The sequence below is a fragment of the Methanobrevibacter sp. TMH8 genome, from assembly GCF_020148105.1.
GTDB lineage: Archaea > Methanobacteriota > Methanobacteria > Methanobacteriales > Methanobacteriaceae > Methanobinarius.
This window is the reverse complement of record NZ_JAHLZE010000038.1, coordinates 44,564-67,244: the sequence shown is the minus strand read 5'-3', so window position 1 is coordinate 67,244 and position 22,681 is coordinate 44,564. Positions and strand designations below refer to the sequence as shown.

Annotated in this window: 20 protein-coding genes; 13 read left to right on the top strand and 7 right to left on the bottom strand. The window is 24.5% G+C overall.

All coding sequences use genetic code 11. From position 1 onward, the window contains the following. Positions 1 to 541 precede the first annotated feature (541 nt). Complete coding sequence (locus tag KQY27_RS08735; protein WP_224426199.1) at positions 542 to 2,047, top strand: transglutaminase domain-containing protein; 1,506 nt, start codon at positions 542 to 544, stop codon at positions 2,045 to 2,047. 395 nt (positions 2,048 to 2,442) lie between these two features. Beyond that, complete coding sequence (locus tag KQY27_RS08730) at positions 2,443 to 2,907, top strand: phosphopantetheine adenylyltransferase (RefSeq protein WP_224426198.1); 465 nt, start codon at positions 2,443 to 2,445, stop codon at positions 2,905 to 2,907. 180 nt (positions 2,908 to 3,087) lie between these two features. On the opposite strand, the gene KQY27_RS08725 is transcribed toward KQY27_RS08730, so the two are convergent. Continuing rightward, the gene (locus KQY27_RS08725) at positions 3,088 to 3,291 is read right to left on the bottom strand and encodes a class III signal peptide-containing protein (RefSeq protein ID WP_224426197.1); all 204 of its coding nucleotides are present in this window, start codon (positions 3,289 to 3,291) and stop codon (positions 3,088 to 3,090) included. Positions 3,292 to 3,322: 31 nt separating this feature from the next. Beyond that, positions 3,323 to 3,541: a class III signal peptide-containing protein gene (locus KQY27_RS08720; RefSeq protein ID WP_224426281.1), complete on the bottom strand. Its 219-nt coding sequence runs from the start codon at positions 3,539 to 3,541 to the stop codon at positions 3,323 to 3,325. Between the two features lie 390 nt (positions 3,542 to 3,931). Here KQY27_RS08720 and KQY27_RS08715 point away from each other — a divergent pair, with 390 nt between their 5' ends. The 5 genes from KQY27_RS08715 (at position 3,932) to KQY27_RS08695 (ending at position 8,100) form a co-directional block, all read left to right on the top strand. Then, positions 3,932 to 5,377 (top strand): hypothetical protein, encoded by a 1,446-nt coding sequence (locus tag KQY27_RS08715; RefSeq protein WP_224426196.1) that lies wholly within the window; start codon positions 3,932 to 3,934, stop codon positions 5,375 to 5,377. A 396-nt stretch (positions 5,378 to 5,773) separates the two neighbouring features. Then, on the top strand, positions 5,774 to 6,478 hold the full coding sequence (locus KQY27_RS08710) for a metal-dependent hydrolase (RefSeq protein WP_224426195.1): 705 nt from the start codon (positions 5,774 to 5,776) through the stop codon (positions 6,476 to 6,478). 215 nt (positions 6,479 to 6,693) lie between these two features. Then, entirely contained in the window at positions 6,694 to 7,308 is a 615-nt protein-coding gene (locus KQY27_RS08705) for an Era-like GTP-binding protein (RefSeq protein ID WP_224426194.1), read from the top strand. Between the two features lie 13 nt (positions 7,309 to 7,321). Continuing rightward, a complete protein-coding gene (locus tag KQY27_RS08700) occupies positions 7,322 to 7,675 on the top strand; it encodes a DUF2073 domain-containing protein (protein WP_224426193.1) in 354 nt (117 codons plus the stop codon). 86 nt (positions 7,676 to 7,761) lie between these two features. Further along, on the top strand, positions 7,762 to 8,100 hold the full coding sequence (locus KQY27_RS08695) for a Zn-ribbon containing protein (protein ID WP_224426192.1): 339 nt from the start codon (positions 7,762 to 7,764) through the stop codon (positions 8,098 to 8,100). Positions 8,101 to 8,298: 198 nt separating this feature from the next. On the opposite strand, the gene KQY27_RS08690 is transcribed toward KQY27_RS08695, so the two are convergent. Continuing rightward, complete coding sequence (locus tag KQY27_RS08690) at positions 8,299 to 8,847, bottom strand: FumA C-terminus/TtdB family hydratase beta subunit (protein ID WP_224426191.1); 549 nt, start codon at positions 8,845 to 8,847, stop codon at positions 8,299 to 8,301. 719 nt (positions 8,848 to 9,566) lie between these two features. Here KQY27_RS08690 and KQY27_RS08685 point away from each other — a divergent pair. After that, positions 9,567 to 11,405, top strand: coding sequence for a DUF2070 family protein (locus KQY27_RS08685; protein ID WP_224426190.1), 1,839 nt, complete (start codon positions 9,567 to 9,569; stop codon positions 11,403 to 11,405). Positions 11,406 to 11,798: 393 nt separating this feature from the next. On the opposite strand, the gene KQY27_RS08680 is transcribed toward KQY27_RS08685, so the two are convergent. Beyond that, positions 11,799 to 12,092: a DUF5379 domain-containing protein gene (locus tag KQY27_RS08680; RefSeq protein WP_224426189.1), complete on the bottom strand. Its 294-nt coding sequence runs from the start codon at positions 12,090 to 12,092 to the stop codon at positions 11,799 to 11,801. Between the two features lie 722 nt (positions 12,093 to 12,814). On the opposite strand from KQY27_RS08680, the gene rqcH reads away from it, so the two are divergent. After that, a complete protein-coding gene (gene rqcH / locus KQY27_RS08675; protein WP_224426188.1) occupies positions 12,815 to 14,956 on the top strand; it encodes a ribosome rescue protein RqcH in 2,142 nt (713 codons plus the stop codon). 669 nt (positions 14,957 to 15,625) lie between these two features. On the opposite strand, the gene KQY27_RS08670 is transcribed toward rqcH, so the two are convergent. After that, positions 15,626 to 15,811, bottom strand: coding sequence for a hypothetical protein (locus KQY27_RS08670; protein ID WP_224426187.1), 186 nt, complete (start codon positions 15,809 to 15,811; stop codon positions 15,626 to 15,628). Positions 15,812 to 15,827: 16 nt separating this feature from the next. Here KQY27_RS08670 and KQY27_RS08665 point away from each other — a divergent pair, with 16 nt between their 5' ends. The 4 genes from KQY27_RS08665 (at position 15,828) to KQY27_RS08650 (ending at position 19,446) form a co-directional block, all read left to right on the top strand. Continuing rightward, positions 15,828 to 16,241 (top strand): hypothetical protein, encoded by a 414-nt coding sequence (locus tag KQY27_RS08665; protein ID WP_224426186.1) that lies wholly within the window; start codon positions 15,828 to 15,830, stop codon positions 16,239 to 16,241. A 483-nt stretch (positions 16,242 to 16,724) separates the two neighbouring features. Next, positions 16,725 to 17,039 carry a hypothetical protein gene (locus KQY27_RS08660; protein ID WP_224426185.1) on the top strand — a complete coding sequence of 105 codons (315 nt, stop codon included), beginning with the start codon at positions 16,725 to 16,727 and terminating at the stop codon, positions 17,037 to 17,039. 372 nt (positions 17,040 to 17,411) lie between these two features. Beyond that, positions 17,412 to 17,906: a TIGR00288 family NYN domain-containing protein gene (locus KQY27_RS08655; protein ID WP_224426184.1), complete on the top strand. Its 495-nt coding sequence runs from the start codon at positions 17,412 to 17,414 to the stop codon at positions 17,904 to 17,906. Between the two features lie 337 nt (positions 17,907 to 18,243). Continuing rightward, a complete protein-coding gene (locus KQY27_RS08650; protein ID WP_224426183.1) occupies positions 18,244 to 19,446 on the top strand; it encodes a TIGR03576 family pyridoxal phosphate-dependent enzyme in 1,203 nt (400 codons plus the stop codon). A gap of 380 nt (positions 19,447 to 19,826) precedes the next feature. Here KQY27_RS08650 and KQY27_RS08645 read toward each other — a convergent pair whose 3' ends face one another. Then, a complete protein-coding gene (locus tag KQY27_RS08645) occupies positions 19,827 to 20,747 on the bottom strand; it encodes a biotin--[acetyl-CoA-carboxylase] ligase (RefSeq protein ID WP_224426182.1) in 921 nt (306 codons plus the stop codon). Positions 20,748 to 20,783: 36 nt separating this feature from the next. Then, entirely contained in the window at positions 20,784 to 22,283 is a 1,500-nt protein-coding gene (locus KQY27_RS08640; RefSeq protein ID WP_224426181.1) for an acetyl-CoA carboxylase biotin carboxylase subunit, read from the bottom strand. Positions 22,284 to 22,681: the final 398 nt, after the last annotated feature.

Sequence of the window (22,681 nt, the reverse complement as noted above, 5' to 3'; positions counted from 1 at the left end):
TTAATACTATATATAGTATTAATTTGGATAATAAAAGAATATAACTTTATATGCTAAAAAACAAGGTCAAATAAACATTATTTTTTCTTTTCTTAAATCAATTGAATAACTATATAATTAGTTATATATCTATGAAATCAATTTTCATTAATGGAAATTTCTTTGATTTTTATTAGAATAATTCATTTTACATCCTTAAATTTAAATTAAAGTCAATTTTATTCATATTTGTAATGATTTGGTTAATTTTCAGTTAAAAACTAATCATTGTTTTTTAGGAAATTTTTTTTATTTTAAAATCATATCAATACTTTATAACTATTTTCACTAGATTCCCTTTTTTCATAGCAATTATTAGAAAAATAGCTTAATTTAATCCTTATTTTTATTTTAGAAAGCTTTATAAGGGATAAAGATAAATTATCCTTATCCATTATACAAAATTGTTCATTTGAAAAGTGAGGATAAAAATGACTATGAGTATAATGAGTTAATCTGAGGTGGAAAAATTTCGATAAAGAAAAATACATTGCTTTTTGCAATGTTATGTCTATTTTTTATATCTATAGGCACAGCATTTGCAAGTGATGTAAATGATAATAATAATATTAGTTTTAAAAATGAAAATAATGGAAATACACAAAATAGTGAATTATCTGTTATATCAGATAATATAAATGGAACTTCAGATTCAAATAATGTAAATATATTGAGTCAATCAGAAGTTTCAGATAATGAATCAAATGTGAATAACAATGCAGAATCAGAGTCAATAAATGAATCTAATTCAGATATTAACTCTTCATCTGAACTTAAAACATTAGCCCAAGTAATAGATCAGACTACAAATCAAACTACAAATAACACTACAAATAGTACTATTAATAGTACTGTAAATACTAATACAAATAGTAGTGGAAATCAAACAATAAATGTTACAAATAATACTACTTCAAAAAATGTCGGTTCTACCAATTCTTCTAATTCTAAAAATTCAAATTCTAATCAAAATTTAGCTGCTGCTGGAGATTCAAAGCCAAGTAAACTTACTCAAAACCAAATTACTGCAGCTTCTTATTCAGTATATAAATATATCAGAGCTAATAAGAAATTGCCAAATTATGTCACTATTGCAGGTTATAAATTTTCAATGCCTGAATTCATGTATCTTCTCAGTAAAACTACTGTTAACAAATATAAGAAAATTACTTCTAGTGTTGCAATTAAATATGGGATTAAAAATCCTTCAAAACCTTCTGGGTCTACAATAAAAGCTAAAATGTCTAAAAAACAATATGCCGTTCTTGCTAACAATATAGCGAATTATATTATTAAAAATAATAAAGTTCCAAATTATGCTTCTTCATCATGGGGAAAAATACAGTATCAAACAGCTATTTATGGTCTTACAAAGGTTTTAGCATGGAGTTATGTTCATAATAATAAAATTCCTACTTCTTTATCATTAACAGTTAGTAAATCTCAAGCATTGAATAAATATATTCCTAAATATTCAACTAGTTCTTCAAGTAGTGAATCTAGTAAAACTAAAGTGCCTTCTAGTGTTTTAAACAGTAAATACAATGGAGAATCATTGACTAAATATTTGAGTTCAAGTAAAAACTGTCAATCTACATCTTCAACAATAAAATCATTATCTAATTCCCTAATAAAGAACTGTAAAACAGAGCTTGAAAAAGCAACAGCTATCTTTAATTGGGTAAGAGATAAAGTATCTTATAGTTTTTATTATAATACCAAAAAGGGTGCTGTAAAAACTCTTAGTTCTAGAAGTGGAAACTGTGTTGATAAAACTCATTTATTAATTGCTTTAATGAGATCTGCTGGAATTGCAGCTAAATATGTTCATGGTAAAGCTAAATTTAGTAGTGGAAGTGTATATGGACATGTTTGGGCACAAGTACTTGTTGGTGATACTTGGGTTGTTGCAGATACCACCAGCTCAAGAAATAGTTTTGGTGTTGTAAATAATTGGAATCCCAAAACTGCTACAATCTATGGTTCATATTCTACATTGAGTTTTTAAATTTAAGAATATTAGATTTTATTTGTTAAATGAGGGTTAAATCCCTTTATTTATTTTTTTACTTTTATTATATTTTTTATTTATATTTTTAGTTTTTATTTTTAATTTTTAGTTATCTTTTAATTATTTTAATTATTATTACTATTTCCCTTTTTTATATTATTACAGAATTTTTAAGATTTATTTTTTAAAAATATTATTCTTTAAAAATTTACTTAACTGTTTTTACTAGAAATCTTTAGCTATTAACTCTTAGCTATTAACATTTTCAATTATTTTAACAATTAAATATATATGTATAAAAGTTGAATTAATTGTTATAAAAATTAACTTTAGAACTGAATGTAATTACTTAATGTTTTAATATTAAAACATTATAATTAAGGATTATTAAAATGAGTATCAAAAAACGATATAAAAAATTGGCTGTTGGAGGAACATTTGATAGGTTCCATAATGGTCATAGAAAATTACTTGAAGAAGCTTTTAATCAAGGAGAAATGATTGTTATTGGGGTTACTTCTGATTCATTCGGAGGTAAAAAAGGAGATATTGATTCTTGTAATAAAAGAATGGAAAATTTAAATCATTTTTTAGCTACAAAACATGATAATTTTCAGATATCTAGACTTGATGATCCTTTTGGTTCAACTATTTTTGAGGAAAATTTTGATGCAATTGTTGTAAGTGAAGAAACTGAACCAACAGCTCATGAAATTAATAAAATTCGAAAAGAAAAAGGAATGGATCCTATTGATGTAATAGTGATTAGTTTTGTCAATGCAGATGATGGAATTCCTATTTCTTCTACAAGAATAAGAAAAGGAGAGATAGATACTAAAGGTCATTTGTTAAAATGATTTTTAATGTCTTATTTTTTCTTGTTTAATTGTTTATAATATTCTATTTTGTAATATTCTGTTTTATAATATTATCCTGTTTCATAGTATTGTTTTATGATAATATTAATGTTTTATAGCATTTTGTTTTATAATATTATCCGGTTTTGGTTCTTTTTATATTATAGCTTAACGTTATTTTTAGATTTTGTAAAGAATACTATCTCTTACTTTTTCTATTAAGTTTAATAAACTACTGTTTATACTATCAGAAATTTTGAATATGTAGTTTCCAGCTAATATAACTATTATTAAGATAGTTCCTATTAGAAGAATCATTTCTGCACTAATTTGCCCGTTTTTATCATTAAAAATTTTCATATTTCTATTTTCTATTAAATTCATTGTTTCTATTAATTTTTTATTTTTTATTAAATTAAGTAGAGTTCATAGCATTTCTAACATCATTAACATCATTACTAGCATTTAAACTGGTTTGATTATTTGCAAAATAGCTTCTGTATATTAATAAGGCAGCTATAGCTATTACAATAACCCCACCAAATAATAATATATATTCTGCTGCACCTTGACCACTATTCTCAGTTTTTATATTTATAATATCAGTTTTTACATTTTTTATTTTTTCTTTCATGTTCATAATACAAACTCTCCATGTTTTATTACAAATTCTATTACAAATTATTGTTGTGTTTTGTACTATTTAATATTATCTATTTTAAAAAATGTATTATTAATTTCATTACTATTTCATATTTTTTATTAACATTCCTTTTATCAAAACATTATATTTATTAATAAAGGTTACTATAAATATTATATTATAAATTAAGATAGTAATATTATAAATTAGGATATTATCAATAGAATATATAAAAAATTGAATAAAATAAATTGATGTAGGTAATATTTGGGGATGAAATTCTTTAAAATTGATGGAATATTCAATAAGTTCCATATTTATATTTGGTTAGTATAATTATTGTTTATATCTTTAAAAATTAAGTTATTATAAGGTGGTTTAGTGGCAAGTTTAGCTAAAATTTTTGGAGGAGTACTATTACTAGTATCAGGAATAACTATTATCTATGAAAGCAGTCTTCGTCATCTTGTAGAAATAGTAACTATATTAGGATTCATACTAGTTATTATAGGGTTTTATTTACTCATTCTATCTTTTTTTGAAAGAAATAAATCTCCAAAACTTCAAGATTTTAAAAAGAATTCAGATAATAATTCTAAAATGAAAAAATTAGATAATAATCTTGAAAGTAAAAATAATAGGCTAAACAAGGATAATGGTGGCCGAAATACTAATAGTAATAAGAATAATATGGCTGCTAATTTAGGAAAGAATTTAAATAATTCTAAATTAGGTTCTTTAGACACTAAAAAGATTTCAGACAAAGTCAGAGATGTTTCAAAAAATAAAGATCCAAAATCAGTACTAAAACCAATATTGCCAAAATCAAATGAAGATGTTAAAATGTTTAGATTTACTCCTAATTATGAAAAACCTATGAAAGTGAATAGGAGACCTCAAAAAAGGAATAAATCAAGTTTAAATGGTATTGATAATATTAATAACAAAAATAATGAAATTAATGCTAAGCTTAATAAGAATCTTAATAATAAGAATAATAATCTTGGCTCTAATAATAATTCTAATAATAACATTCCTAATTTAAATGATCTTCCTGGAGAAAAATCTGAAATAATTGTAAGAGCTTTAGCTTCAGATGATTTTATTAAACCAATTCACACTGAATCAAAATCTATTCTTGAGCCTAATGTTTCAGATTCTAATGAATTAGATTTAAATAATTCAAATAATATATATAATTCAAATAATTCAAATAATCTTAATAAGAACAATCAAGATAATAATTATAACTCTTTTCTTGATAATGATTCTGAAGAAATCACAATTGATGATCTTGAGAATGACTTTGTTAATATAAATAATAATACAAGTCCTCAAAGATTAGATTCTTTAGATAATAAAGAACTTTCTAAATTCTTAAGTAGTTATGTTGTTTGTTCAAAAGGTAAAATGACTTCTAAAGAAGCATTTGACGAATTAGCTAAAAGTGCAAAATCCGAAATATATTTAGAAATGCCTTCTATTAAAGAAATGACTAATGATTTCTTGTCAAAAATTTCTTCATTAGATGTTAAAATAATAATTCAAGAGTTTAATATTAAAGACATGTCTTATGTTCTATTAATTACATCTCTTCTTGAACAAGGGGTTAAAATAAGGACATTACCTTTAATCAATACTATTAATCTTATAGCTGATGATTCACATGCTTTAATAATCTCTGAAAATGATTCTTTAAATGATTTAGATATTGGTGCTGTATATAATGATTCAAAATCTATATCAAACGTTAAATCAATGTTTAAAATGTCTTGGGATTTAGCTAATGATTTAGATATTAATAATATTACTAAAGAATTCAGTTAATCAACATTATTGATCAAATATTTCTTGCTGTAATATTTATAATCATATTTCATACATATATTTTTATTTCAGTTTTATTAATTATTATTAATTATTATTTATTATTATTTATTATTTTTAGCTGTATAATATTAATCTGTCTTATTATATCATTATTATAATTATTATTCATATATTTAATCATTTAGGGCATATTATAGTATTATATCATCATAAATTATCATAAATTATCATAAAATTCATATAAATTTCATTATATTATTAAATAAATTAAAAAATCTTATTAAAGAAGTTTTATTAAAAATAATTAAAGAAGCTTTATTAAAAATAATTTATTAATTAAGATATTTTAGAAAGCTTTATAAAAATAATTATTAAAAATTAAATGGTGTTAATATGGAAATAACTTGGTTAGGACATTCTGCATTTGAGATAATTTCAGATAAAGGGCTTAAAATATTGATAGATCCTTTTATAAGTAATAATCCTGCATGTAACATTCCTGTTGAAGAAATAGAAGCAGATGTAATTTTGATAACTCATGGACATAGTGATCATTTTGGAGATGCTATGGAAATAGCTAATAGAACTGGGGCAAAGCTAGTTGGAAATCATGAAACTTCTTTATTTTTGTCGCAACAAGGTTTAGAAGCCGTAGGGATGAATACTGGAGGATCAATCCAGATTCATGGTATAAAAGTTACTATGTTAGATGCAAAACATTCTTCAACTATAGACTTTGTAGAAGAGATTATTCCTGGAGGAAGTGCTGCTAGCTTCCTTATAACATTAGAAAAAGGAACAAAAATTTTTCATGCAGGGGATACTGGTCTATTTGGGGATATGGAAAAGATTATTGGAGATATTTACAAACCTGATATAGTCATGTTACCTATTGGAGATAAATTCACAATGGGGCCTTTTGAAGCAGCTATTGCTACAAGATGGATCTCTCCTAAAGCAGTTATTCCAATGCATTATAATACTTTCCCAGTCATTGAACAAAACCCAACTATATTTGCTAACTTTGTAATGCAAATGGATCCTAACATAAATACTATTATTTTAAATCCTGGAGAAACTTTTAATCCAGATATTTAAATTTAAAATGAATTTTAATTATAGTATTATTAACTATCAATGGCCTTAAAAAAGTTAGTAATATTGGTAATTTAGTGGTTTAATATCAATTATATTTAAATACTATTTTGATAAAAGTTATAATATAATAAATAATTATATTTTCTAAATTTATTATTTAAATTCATAGTAAATTATTATTAAAAATTAATTCATCATTTATTCTGAGTGATAAAATGGGTTTATTTGATTTTATAAAAAATTTATTCAAAAGAAATAAAAAAGTTAGTATTGGGCTTTATGGTCATCCAAATTCTGGTAAAACAACATTGGCAAACCAAATAGCTAAGGATTGGATGGGGAAAGAGATTGGTTCAACTTCTAATGTCCCTCATGAAACTAGAACTGTTTTAAAACAGGAAAAAGTTATTATTAAAGATGGGGATAATGAATTAGATTTTGATATCATTGATACTCCAGGAATAGCTACTAAAATTGATTATCAAAACTTTTTAGAGTTTGGTTTAGAAGAAGGTGAAGCTAAAAACAGGGCAAAAGAAGCTACTAAGGGCATTATTGAAGCAATTAAATGGTTAGATGATGTTACTGGTGTTCTTCTAGTTGTAGATGCTACAACAGATCCTTTAACACAAACAAATATTACTATTATTGGTAATCTTGAAGCGAGGAATATTCCTTTCATTGTTGTAGCTAATAAAATAGATATTGAAGGCGCTAATCCGGATAGAATAGTTTCAGTTTTCCCACAACATACTGTGGTTCCTATTTCTGCTTTAAACGGTGATCAGACAGAAGAACTCTATAAAGCAATGTTTAAGAAATTTAATTAGAGGAGGGTTAAACATGGAAGGACTAAAAATGGATTTCATATCCTCTGAAGCTCTTGAAAATGCATCAAGCATGGAAAAAATTTATATGATTATTGAAAAAGTTAAAAATGGTTCTGTAGTTGTTATGGAAGGGGGTCTTACTCCTTCAGAAAGAGCAGAACTCATTGAAACAACTATGAGAGAAATTGATATTGAAAATTTTGTAGGAATAGATGTTCATACATTAGAAAAAGATTCAGCTTCTTTCTTTGGACTTTCAAAGAAAAAAACAGTTGTTATTACAATTATTGGCCCAGCTAATGTCATGAAAACTGTTAAAAAACAATCTAATCTTTTATCTTTGGTTGCTGATGTTAGTAACAGTTAATTAATTAAGATTAATAATGAGGTTAATTATTTAAAAAGCTAATAGTTAGAATTATTTAATTAGGTAGATTGATTGAAGTGATTTAGTTGAATGTATGTAGTAAATGTGGAACAGAGCTTCATGGTGACGATTTATTAGATGGTTGTCCAAAGTGTGGTAGTAAACTTTTTAAGTTTGTCAACACTAAAGCTATTGAGGAAAAAAAACGTAGGGAAAAAGAAGAAAAAGAAAATCCTCCTGAAGAAAAGCTTACTATTGATGAAGACTCTGTTGAAAGTATTAAAGTAGAAGATAAAGGGGTTTATGAAGTTAACCTTCCTCATATATTAGAAGGAGAAAGTGATGTTTATTCTGATAAGGAAGGTAATTATGCTATTGATATTAATGCTCTTTTAAAAAAGAGTAGAAAAGAAAATGAAGAATAATAACTTATAAACTTTTATTTATTATTTATTGTTAAAATTATCTATTTTTTATATTTTTAACTTTTTTATTTTATTTAGCTTTTTAATTTTTTAAATTTTTTACTTATTAACTTATTTTTTTAACTTATTTAGCTTTTGATTTTTTACTTATTAACTTATTTTTAATTTATTATTTTGAATCATAAATTTGTTTCATATTTATTTTTTCCTATTATTTTTATCAAAAAGGCTATTCCCATGGGAATCCATAGCTACTATTAGAGGTCCAAAGTTTTTAACATTTAATTCCCATATAGCTTCCGGCATTCCTAAATCAAGCCAATGAACATCTGTTATTTCATCTATTGAATCAACATATAATGCTGCACATCCTCCGACAGCTACAAGATAAATTGCACCTTCATCTTGTAATGATTTAGCTACATTTTCATCCATTCCACCTTTTCCAATTATGATTTTTGCTCCCATTCCAATTACATCTTTTTCATAGGGATTCATTCTCATACTTGTTGTAGGGCCAATAGCTACTATCTTAAAACCTGAAGTTTTGTCCCCTTCTATAATAGGTCCTGCATGGAATATAGCTGTTCCTTCAAGATCACAAGGTGTTTTTTCTTTTCCTCTTTCGATTATTCTTTTATGGGCTTGATCTCGGGCTGTTAAAATTTTCCCACTAATATTAACAACATCTCCAGCTTTTAAATCTTTTATATCTTCAAACATTACTGGAGTATTTAATTCTTTCATAAACTCACCTAATGATAACTAAATCCTATTTACTTTTCAGTAAATTACATTATATATCTTTATTCAAATATATTTATTATTCATATTATACTATTAAATTATATTTATTTACTAAATTATATTTATTTATTTATTATTTTTATTTACTTATTATCCAAATATATTTATTATTATTCATATTTATTATATTTAGATACATTCATTGTTCATAATTTTTGCTTTTTTCTTTATTTATTATTTTATTTATATTTATTAATTTATTATTCAATTATCTTATAATTTTATTGTAATTGTTACATATATTGCTTATATTATTTCTATTTTTTTGAAAATATTTAAAAAGTATTTTATATGATTAAAACTCCATAATAATATAATAATTTAAAAATATGATTTAGATAGAATTTAGATATATATTTAAAAATTTATGAAATAAATAATTAAAATAATAAGTGAAATTAAAATAATAAGTTGTTTATAAATAATTTATAAATAATATAGCTTATAAATAGTATATCTACTAAGATAATTATCTATAAATGATTATATATAATAAGATAGTATATCTACTAAAATGATATGTCTACTAAGATAATATATCTAAAAAGATATAATAAACATATTAACAAATCTATATTTCTAAAATATATTCTAACAATATCTACTAAAATAATAGTATTTAACAAGTCATAAATGTCTTTATTTAGAGGTTTAATTCAATGTCAAGTATGAGTAATGTAGCAGGGTTGTCTAAGTATATCAGAACATTCCCAAGTACAAAAATATTAATCTTTTCAATGATATTCATTAGCTTTATAGCTGGTGTGTTATTATTTTTCATAGATCCTGCAAAAAATCTTGGTATTCTAGAAAAAATAATTTATGGTGGAGCATTTGGGTTTGGAGCATTTGGTATTAGTTCAATTTTAGGTGGAGCTCTTAGTCAGCTATTAATTACTTCTATGAAAGGAATTAATCTCAAAACAAAGCATTCTATGCTTTTGGCACTTATGTCTATGGTTTTAGTAGTTATTGTAGCTATTATCGGAGCAATAATTTCTGCAATATTCCATATTGGCTTATTAACTAATTCTGTAGTCTTTGGTTGTGTCCTTGTATTTGCTCTTTTGATTTTTGTTTTTTGGAGTACTTCAAGTATAGGTCTTGTTAGATCTGCTTTTGTTGCATCTTTGCAACCATTATTAATCTTAGCAATGCTTATTGTTGTACTTTTCCTTGGAAGTGCAGATGAAGTATTCGCATTTGGATGGGCTTCATTGTTTATAAAAGTTATCGTGGCTAATATAATCTTTTTATTAGCTATTTACTCTTTTGTAGCAGTAATTGAATCTCCAATGAGAAAAAATTTAGGAATTGGTCTTTTAGATCTTGTTAGCTTATTTATTTCTCATGTTGGGGAAGGTAGTGGTTCTTTAGAGAAAATATTTGAGGATATTGGAGAACCTATTGATACTTTAGTTGGAGTAATTAGTTTTAAAAAGAAAGATGAAGATGAATTAAAATCTCTATTTATTAGTCCTTGTGTTCATCCTGGTCCAATTGGAAGTATCGGAGGTTCTAACATGCCTACAATTCTTGCAAATAAGTTTGATAACTTTACTATGGTAGCTCATGGCCCATCTACTCATGATTTCAATCCAGTTTCTCAAAAAGAGATTAATAAAGTAGAAGATGCTGTTAGAAATGCATTAAATAATATTGCTTATGAAGATAAAGCTAGTAAATTTGTAAGATATTCCGAGGGGAATGCAAAAGTTGCAGTTCAATTTTTCAATGATAATCTTGTTATGCTTAGTACATTTGCACCATATGGAAGCGATGATATTGAATTTAGTGTGGGATTATCTATGATGAGTCAAAGTCAAAAACAATGTAATATTGATAATAGTATTATTGTTGATTGCCACAATTCATTTAATGAAGATAAAGGTAGAGTCCTTCCTGGAAATCCTGAAGTTTTTCAATTATTAGATACAATTGATAAAATAAAATGTGAATCCCAAGAAGATGGTCTTAAAGTAGGCTGTGCTGGGAATTCAATGGAAGAACTTGATAAGAATAATGGTATTGGTGAAAGTGGTCTTAAAATAATGGTAATTGAAGCTCAAAATCAAAGAACTGCTTATGTTCTCTTAGATTCTAATAATATGGAAATAGGATTTAGGGAAGAAATCATTGGTGAGGTCAAAAATGATAAAAAATTAGCTATCGATGAAGTAGAAATAATGACTACTGATACACACTTTGTTAATACTTTATCTAATGGATATAATCCTGTTGGAGTAAGTGAAAGGCCTAAAATAATTGATTATATAAAATTAACTCTTAAACTAGCTATTGAAGATTTAGAATCTGTTGAAGTTGGAGCTTCTGTTGAAAGAATTAAAGGTCTCAATACATTTGGTCCAAATAATTCAGTAGAGTTAGTATCAACTATTAGCTCCATTGTAGCTGTTAGTAAGATCATGGCTCCAATAATATTCATTTTAGCTATTTTCTTTGTTTTCATTTGGATATTCTATTTACCTGGAATTTAGTCATATACTTGGAGTTTAGATATATTCTATGAAACATTTCTTTATTTTTAATTAAATAATGTTCAGATATAGTTTATAATAATTAATATAATTTGAATAATTTACATTAATTAATTATAATTAATTTTAATAATTTTTAATAATTTTTAATTCATTTTAATTAAGTTCAATTTAGTTTAAAATATTTTAATAAATTTTAATAATTTTTAATTAAATTTAATTTATATTATTAAAAAATAAGATTAATAAAGATATATGAAAAAGAAATAATGAATTAAAGAATAAAAAAATTATAAATAATAAAAATAAAGAAAAAGAATAAAAATAAAGATAAAAATAAAAATTGAGATAAAAATAAAGAAAAATAAATATAAAAAGAATAATTTTTTAGATTTAATACATTACAGGTGCATAATTTATTAAAAGAGTCCAAACTACAAACCATGCAAATATAAATGGAAGTATTCCATCCCATAACCATTTTGTGAATCCTTCTTGTTTGCCAAAGAGACTATCACATAGACGACCTATAGCATAAAGTATGATTACTCCAAATACTCCAGCTAAAAGTTCATTATTACCAATTCCTGGAAGCATTCCTAAACTCATTAAAGAAGTTATGTAACCAGTAATTATAGCAGCTACAATATGTACTGAAGTGATTTTAACACTATTATCAATTTCCATCAAATTTCCTCCAATAAATAGAAAAATATAAATTAATTAGAATTTTAATATAATATTAAGTACAATAGGTATATAATAAATACTATTTTATTAAATTATTAAATTTTTAAGTTTATAAATTTATTAAATATTATTTATTAAAAAATATTATTATTAGATTATAATTATTAGATTATAATATTATTAGATAACACTATTAATAAATTATACTATTAATTTTGATAATCTTTAGTTTCAATGTCTATTATGAAACAAATCTTGTATTATATTTTATTAGTACTTAAAATTATTTAGATCTATAATAATAAATACTTTATTAAAATTTATTTTAGTAGATTTATATTAAATATTAAAATATATTCTAATATATTTTTAATATATTACAAAGATAGTTAAGATATAATTTATTTAAAATTTTTATTTAATATAAATTTATAATATATATTATAATATATTTTAAGATATTTTATAGATATAATTTATTTAAAACTTCTATTTAATATGAGTTATAAGATATTTTAAGATATTATAATATATTTTAAGATATTTTATAGATATAATTTATTTAAAACTTCTATTTAATATGATTTATAAGATATTTTAAGATATTATAATATATTTTAAAATATTTTAAAGTTTTATGAAATATTAATAAGTTGAAAATTAATGAATTTAAAAAAATTTGTTAAAATACTATTTAAAAGTTATTAAAGGTTTTATCAATGAAAACAATGTCAAATGTGGATATAAATGCTATATGTTATGAATTAAATAGTCTTCTTGAAGGTGCGAGAGTAGATAAATCATTTCAACCGACTAATGACACAGTTATCATGAGGTTTCATGTAAAAGGAACTGGAAGAATTGATGTTATTTTCCAAGCAGGTGTGAGAATTCATACTACTCAATATCCTCTTGATAATCCTAAAATGCCTCCATCATTTCCAATGGTTCTTAGAAAACATTTAAAAGGAGCTAATGTTGTTTCTATTAAACAACATCACTTTGATCGTGTTGTTGAAATAAAGATGAAAAAAGAAAAAACCTACACTCTTATAATTGAATTATTTTCAAAAGGAAATATAATTCTTCTTGATGATGAAAATAATATTATCATTCCTCTTAAGAGAAAACAATGGAGTGATAGAGATATAAGTTCTAAAAAAGAGTATAAATTTCCTCCTAAAAGAGGAATAAATCCATTAGATCTAAATAAATCTGATATAACTGAATTATTTGAAAATTCTGATTCTGATTTAATAAGAACTTTAGCTAGGAGTGGTCTTGGAGGAATATATTCTGAAGAAATTATTTTAAGATCTGGAATCGATAAAAAAAAGCTTGCAACTGATCTTTCTGATGAAGAAATATCTAAGGTATATGAAATAATCATGGAAATATTTGCACCTTTAAAAGACCATAATTATGCTCCTAATATTGTTTATAGTAAAAGTAATGGGTCTGATTCTTCTAATATTTCTAATATTTCTAATGAGTCTGATAAATCTAATACTTCTGATACTGCTAATGCTTTTAATATTTCTAATACTTCTGATGACTCTAATATTTCTAATACTTCTGATGACTCTAATATTTCTAATGGTTCTAACCTTTTTGATATTGAAGAAGATGTTTTACCCTTAGAATTAGAACTTTATATGGATGAAAAAAAATATCAGAAAAAATATTTTGATACTTATAATGAAGCTGCAGATGAATTCTTTTCAAAAAGAATTAAGAATGAAATAAAAGGGGTTCAAAAAGGAATCTGGGATAAAAAAGTCGGAAAATATTCAAAAAGACTTAAAATCCAGGAAGAAACATTAGCTGGCTTTGAAGAAACCATAATAAAATCTAAAGAAAAAGGAGATCTTATTTATGCTAACTATTCTCAGATTGAAAATCTTTTAAAAGTTATTGAGAATGCTAGGTCTAAAGATTATTCTTGGAAAGAAATAGCTAAAACCCTTAAAGAAGCTAAAAAATCTGGAATGCCAGGGGCTCAAATTGTTGAATCAATGGACAAGTTAGGTAATCTTGTTTTAGACATTGATAATATAAAAATAGCTATTGACTCAAAGTTACCTATTCCTGAAAATGCCGAAGTTTTTTATGAAAAAGCTAAAAAAGCTAAGAGAAAAATTGATGGTGCTTTAATAGCAATTAACAACACAAAAAAACAACTAAAGAAGATGGAAGACAAAAGAGATATAGCTTTGGAAAATGTTATGGTTCCGCAAAAAAGAGTGAAAAAGGATCTTAAATGGTATGAAAAGTTAAGATGGTTCATATCTTCAGATAATTTTTTAGTCATTGGTGGTCGTGATGCTGGTACTAATGAAGCTGTGGTTAAAAAATATTTAGATAATAATGACATATATCTTCACTCTGATATACATGGGGCACCTTCAGTTGTGATTAAGACCGAAGGTAATGAAGTAACTGATAACACTCTTAAAGAATCAGCTATTTTTGCAGCTTCTTTTTCAAGTGCTTGGCCGAAAAATTACGGAACTCAAGATGTATATTGGGTCAATCCAGATCAAGTTTCTAAAACCCCTCAGTCTGGAGAATTTGTAGCTAAAGGGTCCTTTATTATTCGAGGAAATAGGAATCATATTCGTGGAGTAAATTTGAAAATAGCTATTGGAATTGTTGATTATGAAGGAAAAAGAATAATGGCAGGTCCTGTTGATGCTATAAAGGCTCATACTGATAATTATGTTATAATAAAACCAGGTTATATTAAAAAAGAAGCAATAGCTAAGAAAATTCTTCATAAAATAAATGAAGACGATTTAATCACTTTAGATGACGTAGTCAGAGTTTTACCATCTGGTAAGTGTGATATTGTAGATTCTTAAATCTATGATTTTTCATTATTCATTTTTATAATATAGATTTTTATTTTTTATTTTATTTTATTTTTTCATTTTTTCATTTTATTTTTTTGTTTTATTGTTATTTTTAGTATTTTTTTCATTTAGTTTTTATTTTTTCATTTTCCTTTTTCTGATTTTATTTAATAATTTGAATATTATTTTCCATTTTTTATAATTTATTTAGTAGTTTTACTAAATTATTTACAAGTTTATTAATACTAGTTATTACAAAATATTAATTAATTATAATTTAATTATAATAGTATAATATTTCATATTAATTTAGTCCGTATTTTACAGTTACAAGATAATGCTTTATTGACGTTTTATTATATCTATTGGTTATTTATGAATAGATAATTGAGGTGAAACAATTTCTAAGAAAAATGAAGATGATAATAATTATCATATTAAGAGTGGGTCTGGGTCAATTATTCTTGGATTATTAGTAGTATTTATTTTAATTATAGTAGGATTATCTTCTCTATATTTTGTTGCTCCGAGTACATTTGATCCGATTGTTAATCAGATATCTCCAACAAATGAATCTTCTAATAATAGTATTTCAAATAATACTACTGTTAAATCAGTTCCTAATAAAACATCTTCAAATCAGGGATACTCTGAAATTACTATTAATGGATTAAAATTTTATGTAAAAACAGAATATAGTAATTTTACAAATATTTCAAACATTTCAGATATTTTAAATATCTCAACTAATTCAAACAATTCAAATAATTCAACTAATTCAAACAATTTAAATAATTTAAATAATTCAAATATTTCTAATATTTCAGGCATTTCTACTATTCCAATTATTCTCAATAATAACATTATAAACAATCAAAGTTTGGTTAATGATACTAATGGCACTAATATTTCTAATGAAGTAAATAATATGTATAAACTTAATAATTCTGTAAATTTAGATTATAATAATTTTACTCGCTTTTTTGCAAATAATGGATCATTTAATGTAATTATAATTAATAATTCTAATATAGAAGAAGCTCTTGCCTTAGTTAATTCTGAATTATCACTTGACAATCTTAATAGCACTGAAATAGTGATTTCTGGAAGTAATTTAAGTGATAATATAACAATTCTCCATTATAATCAATACTTTGATGGGAATAATATTGGTGAAATGACTTTGGCTTATTTTGAGATTAATAATAAAGTAGTTATTATTGCTAATGCTGGAAACGACGTAGATATGAATGTTATTGAAAGTTTTTTCAAGTTAAATAAATTAAATAGCTAATTTTTTCTTTATTTTTATTATTAATCCTTTTATTTCATTATTTTTATATTTAAGTAATTTTTTCCATTTATATTATTATTTTTAGTATTTTTATTAAATTTTCTTTGTATGATTTTGAGCTATTTTTCATTATTAATCATTTTAATATTTTTTTCTATAATCTTCTAAATTATTAGATTTTTTTTTTAAAATTAAGATTATAATAAAAATATTTCATAGTATTAAAAGCTTTTTATAACAAATTTCTATAAACATTTATATACTAAAATAAAATTATATAATAGCACTTTTATATAATTGATATTTTTTTAAAGAATGAATTATATATGATTGATAATTTTTATAAATAATTTTTATAAAATCAATTAATATATAATTGATATATTTAAAAATAAAACTCATAAATTTTTTATAATGTAATTTGTAAATGAGTATAGAATATCCAATAGGAAAAATAATATAAATTATAACAATGGTGATATAATGGCAAATATTGCAGAAGCTGCAGAAAAGAAATTGAAATCAAGAATCCGAAAATTTAAAAAAGTTGCCAAAGATGAAACTGAAAAAGAAAAGTTTTTTGATCAGTTAGGGGCATCTGTAGAGATATTTTTACCTACAAAAAACCCAGAACAACAAGGAGATAGTATTATATTTTACACAACAGCTGAAGGTAAAATTATCGATGCTGAATATTCTTATAATGAGGGAGAAGAAGATTTTACTTCTTTACAAATTTCCGATAAAGACTTAAATGTTTTAACTGAAATTTTTACAGCAAATTTCAAACTTGAATAAATTAGTTATTGGATATTGATTTAGATATCTATTTTAACTTTTTTAATCTTTATTTATTTTATTTATCTTATTTTCTACTTATTTTTCATTATTTTTTGCTGTTTATTTATTTAATTATTTAGTTATGTAGTTGTTACTATTTAATTATTAATTATGTACTTATTTATCTATTTTACCTATTTTTAGTTTCTAATTTCTAATATTATTTTGTAATGTTTTGATATTTTTATTGTTATTTGATTATTTTGGTTTGATTTTATGATTATTTGTAAATTAATTAATTATTCATAAAAATAAAAAATAATATATAATACTTAAAACATAATAATAACAAATAAAGGATATGTTTAACATTAATATCTGTTGATATTTATGAGAAAATTTGAGAAATTGAGTTCATTAAATGGATATATCCCTCTTAAAAAAACCAATGCTGAACTAAATGATATTGGATTGTTGGTCGATGGTCCAAATATTCTTAGGAAAGAATTTGATTTAGATTTAAGGGTGATAAGAAGTTTAATAGCTGAACAGGGGGATTTAAGGATAGCTAAAGTCCTTTTTAATCAATATGCTTCTGACAAACTTATCGAAGCTGTTGTAAATCAAGGATTCTCCCCTCTTGTTGTAGCTGGGGATACTGATGTGCATATGGCAGTTGAAGCCATGGAACTAATTTATAATCCAAATATTGATACTATAGCTTTAATGACTAGGGATACAGATTTTTTACCTATTATAAATAAAGCTAAAGAAAATGGTAAAGAAACCATTGTTGTTGGTATTGATTCTGGATTTTCAATAGCTTTAAAGAATTCTTCTGATAGCTGTATCATTCTTTCTACTGAAGGTGATATTTTAGAATAAATAATATTTAAAATAATTTCATTATTTTTTATTATTATTTATTATAATATGCTATTTATTAATCTTATTGGTTTTTAGCTGTTCTTTTTTCAATTATTTATTGATATGCTGCTATTATTGCTATTGGTTAGTCTTAATTAGGTTTATGTATATTTATTTGGATTCTTTATGATTGTTTGTTAGGTTTGTTTGTTCTGGATTGTTTGTGATTGTTTGTTAGGTTTGTTTATTGTAGATTCTTTGTGATGGTTTGTTAGGTTTGTTTGTTCTGGTTTGTTTGTGATTATTTGTTCTAAATTATTTTTATGTTTGTTTTAAAATTGTTTACTGTGATATTATGCTTATTAAAAATTCATTAGATGAAATGGAAAAAAGAGAGATATCTCTTAAAGTTATTAAATCTATTATAGAAAAAAAGGGAAGAGATTGTTTATATGATTTAACTGGTTTATCTGGTGGATTTTTAGCTACACAAGAAGAATTAGATCTTTTGGAGACTTATATTGGTCCAGCTATTTTTGAAGAGAAACTTCAAGTTCTTGGTAAAAATCATCTTGGTGGGGAAAAGATATTTGCAGTTAACAGGACTAGTTCTGGGATATTAGCTACTATTCTTTCTATTGTTGAAAAAGATAGTTTTGTAGTTCACTTTTTACCTGAGTTTCCAGCACATCCATCTATTCCTAGAAGTTGTGCTCTTGTAGGTGCTAACTATTTAGAATTTGATGATATTGATAAATTCATATCAATTTTTCCAGATAATGTATCTTTAGTTATTATTACTGGTTCTACCATGGATCATAAAATTTTAGATGAAAAATCTTTTAAAACAGTGATTGATCTAGCTAATGAAAAAAATATCTCTGTTTTAGTGGATGATGCATCAGGTGCTAGACTAAGAACAGCTATTTTTTCTCAAAAAAAAGCTATAGAATTAGGGGCTGATTTAGTAGTTACAAGTACGGATAAATTAATGAATGGTCCACGTGGAGGATTGATGGCAGGGAAAAAAGATTTAATCAATCAAATCAAAACTAAAGCTCATCAATTTGGATTAGAAGCACAACCTCCATCTATCTTAGCAATGGTTAAAGGTCTTGAAAACTATAATGAAAATGATTTGAAGAAGTCCCTAAACAAAAAAGATGAATTGATGGAATTATTAGCTAATGACTTTAAAATGTTTGAAAAAACTCCTACGGGAGTAATGGTTTCTGAAGATAATCTTAAAAATGAAATAATCAATCATTTCAAAAAAGATAATACTCATGATTATGGAAAAATATTGGATAAATTTTCAAATAAAGATCTTTGTTTTATTTGGGCTATGTTACTTTTGAAAGAAGAAGGAATTGTAACTATTCCTGCAGTTTCTATGCCAGGTGCTTCAGCTACAGTTAGATTTGATTTAGCTGCCGTTGATGCTGAAAGAATTGATGTTGATATTATTTTTAATAAAATAAAAAACTCTTTTGAAAGTTTATTGAGTGTTATAAATGATGAAAAATTAGCTAAAGATACTATATTCACTTTTGACTGATTTAATTCATTTCATATAATTTAATTATTCATATGAAATTTATTTATATATTAGAAAAAAATTTTTTAATTTATTATTTACTATTTAGTGGATAATAGCTATGAGATGATGTGAAAATTGTATTTAGTAAAGGGGTTTTATCCAAAGAACTATATATTAGTAAATTTAATATCTTATTTTTAATTTTTATATTTTATTTCTTAATTTTTAAATATAGTTATTTTAAATCTTTTTTAAAGCTTTAATTGTAATTTAATATATTTTAATATTATTTTCAATAAAATAAATAAAAATAAAAAATTAGTAAATAAAACTAATAAATAAAATTAATAATAAAAAAATTAATAAAAAATAAGAAATACTCAATTTATTGAATATATTTAACCTTCTCTGATTATACACTCACCAGATATGATTTTCTTGAGATCTCCGTTTTCGAGTTCGAGGATTAATGCTCCTTGGTTATTTATTCCAACTGCAGTTCCTCTTAAGACTTTTCCTAGAGGTTGTTTTATTTCAACATAGCTACCAATTGTTTGTGACATTCTTCTCCAGTCATATAATATTTCATCGAATTCTCCGGCTTTGAATAATTCATAAACGTCTTCAAATTCATTGAGGAAGTTAGCTATAATTTCATATTCTTCTATTTCTTCTGGTGTTTCATTATCTATAGAAGTTGTTTTTTCTCTAAGATCATCAGCTAAAATATTAGTATCTACTCTTGTATCAATCCCTACTCCAACTATAACATAATCGACAGTACTAAATTTAGCATTCGCTTCTGTAAGAATTCCACAAACCTTTTTATGATTAATAAGTATATCATTAGGCCATTTTATTCTTGCATCTATATTCATTCCTCTAAGGGTTTTGGCTACAGCTACACCAGTAGCTAATGTTATAATTGGTGCTTTTGAAGGTTCAATATCTGGTTTGAGTATTATTGAAAGCCAGATTCCTCCAGTTGGGGACTCCCATTTTTTACCTCTTCGCCCTTTTCCTTTAGTTTGAATTTCAGATAGGATAATAGTTCCTTCTTTAGCTCCAAATCTTGATAAAAATTTAGCTACACTATTGGTAGATTCTACTTCTTTAAAACTGTAAATTTCATTTCCAATATATTTTGTATTTAAATTTTTTCTAATTTTTCCACTTGGGATATAATCGATTTCATAATTCCCAACTTCTTTTATAAATTCTGCAATTTTTTCTTCGTCAATTTGAAAAATTCCTTCAGCAGCTTCTTCTGATATTTTCTCTCTATTTTTTGATAGAAGTTCTTGCATACTTTTTTTCATAAGATCACTATCGATAAATCTTTCCATATTTATTTTCTATTTATTAGATTTTTTCATTTTTTGCTTTTTAGCTGTATTAAGATAAGAACCTACAGCTGCTGAAATAGCAGCTACTTTTTTACCAGGCATGAAAGTTGATCTCATACGATTGATTCTTTCAAGGTCTTCTTCTCTGATTATTCTCATTTCATCATCGATTCTTTTTCTATAATCATCAACAAAATGAGTATGAAGTTCTCCTTTTAAGAAATTTTCATTTTTCATTAGAGCTTTATGGAATGGAATTGTAGTATTAACTCCAATAATAATATATTCACTCAATGCTCTTCTCATTCTATTTATAGCTTCATTCCTATTTCTTCCCCAAGCAATTAATTTAGAAATCATAGAATCGTAAAATGTTGGAATTGTATAATTCATATAAACACCACTATCAAGCCTAACTCCAGGACCTCCAGGAGATCGATATCCAGTAATTTTACCAGGATTTGGTGCAAAATCAGCTAAAGGATTTTCTGCATTTATCCTACATTCAATAGCATGTCCATTTACTTTCACATCTTTTTGTGAGTAGCTAAGTTCTTCACCAGAAGCTATTTTTATCTGTTCCTTAACAAGATCTATATTGGTTATAATTTCGGTAATAGGATGTTCTACTTGAATACGAGTATTCATTTCTAAGAAATAATATTCTCCTCCACTATACAAGAATTCGACTGTTCCCGCACTACTGTAGTCAATATATTCCGCAGCTTTAATTGCACTTTCACCCATCTGTTTTCTTAATTCTTCAGTCATAATTGGTGAAGGAGCTTCTTCAATTAATTTTTGGTGTCGACGCTGAATAGAACATTCTCGATCAGCTACATGAATAGTATTTCCATGATCATCAGCTAAAATCTGAAATTCAATATGTCTTGGTTTTTCAATGTATTTTTCTATAAATACTGTTGAATCTCCAAAGTTTGTAGAAGCTACAGATTGTGTGGATTCAATAGCTCGTACTAATTCATCTTCTTCATAAACAGTACGCATTCCTATTCCTCCTCCACCAGCTGAAGCTTTAACAATAACAGGATAACCAATAGAATCTGCAATTTTTATAGCTTCATCAATATCAGTTACTCCACTATCTGTTCCTTCAATTATAGGAACTCCTGCTTTTTTCATGAGCTTTTTAGAGGTAATTTTGTCTCCCATAGATTCAATAACTTTTCCACTTGGTCCAATAAGTGCAATTCCATTTTTTTCACATCTTCTTCCAAGTTCTGAGTTTTCAGCTAAAAATCCATATCCTGGGTGAATAGCTTCTGCTCCAGATTCGATAGCTATGTCCATTATCTTATCAATATTAAGATAGCTCTTTGAAGGAGAAGGATTACCTAATGCATACCTTTCATCAGCATAATTAGTATAAAGGGAAGTTTTATCAGCATCAGAATAGATTGCAACACTTTTAACATCTAATTCACGACAAGCTCTCATTATTCTTATAGCTATTTCTCCTCTATTAGCAATCAGTATTTTATCAAACATTTAGGACCTCTAGTATTTTTTTATAATATTAATGTTTATTCAATTATGTTTATTATTCAATTATTTTTATAATTATTTTTAATAATATTCATATAGATTCAATTAAGCCATATATATCTATTTTATAATTCATATAGATTTTTTATATACATTAAATACATTACATACATTATATAATTTATATACATTCATTTTCATTTCATTTTTATTAAAACTCATATATGATTATATAATTTTTTATTTTTTACTATTTTACAAAGAGATTTAATTAACATTGTCTATAATATAATTTTTATATTTTTACTATAATTTTACTATAATTATCTATATTATAATAGTGATATATATTATAAATAATTTTTTAAAGAGAATTTTATTAAAAAGTAAAATTAAGAAAA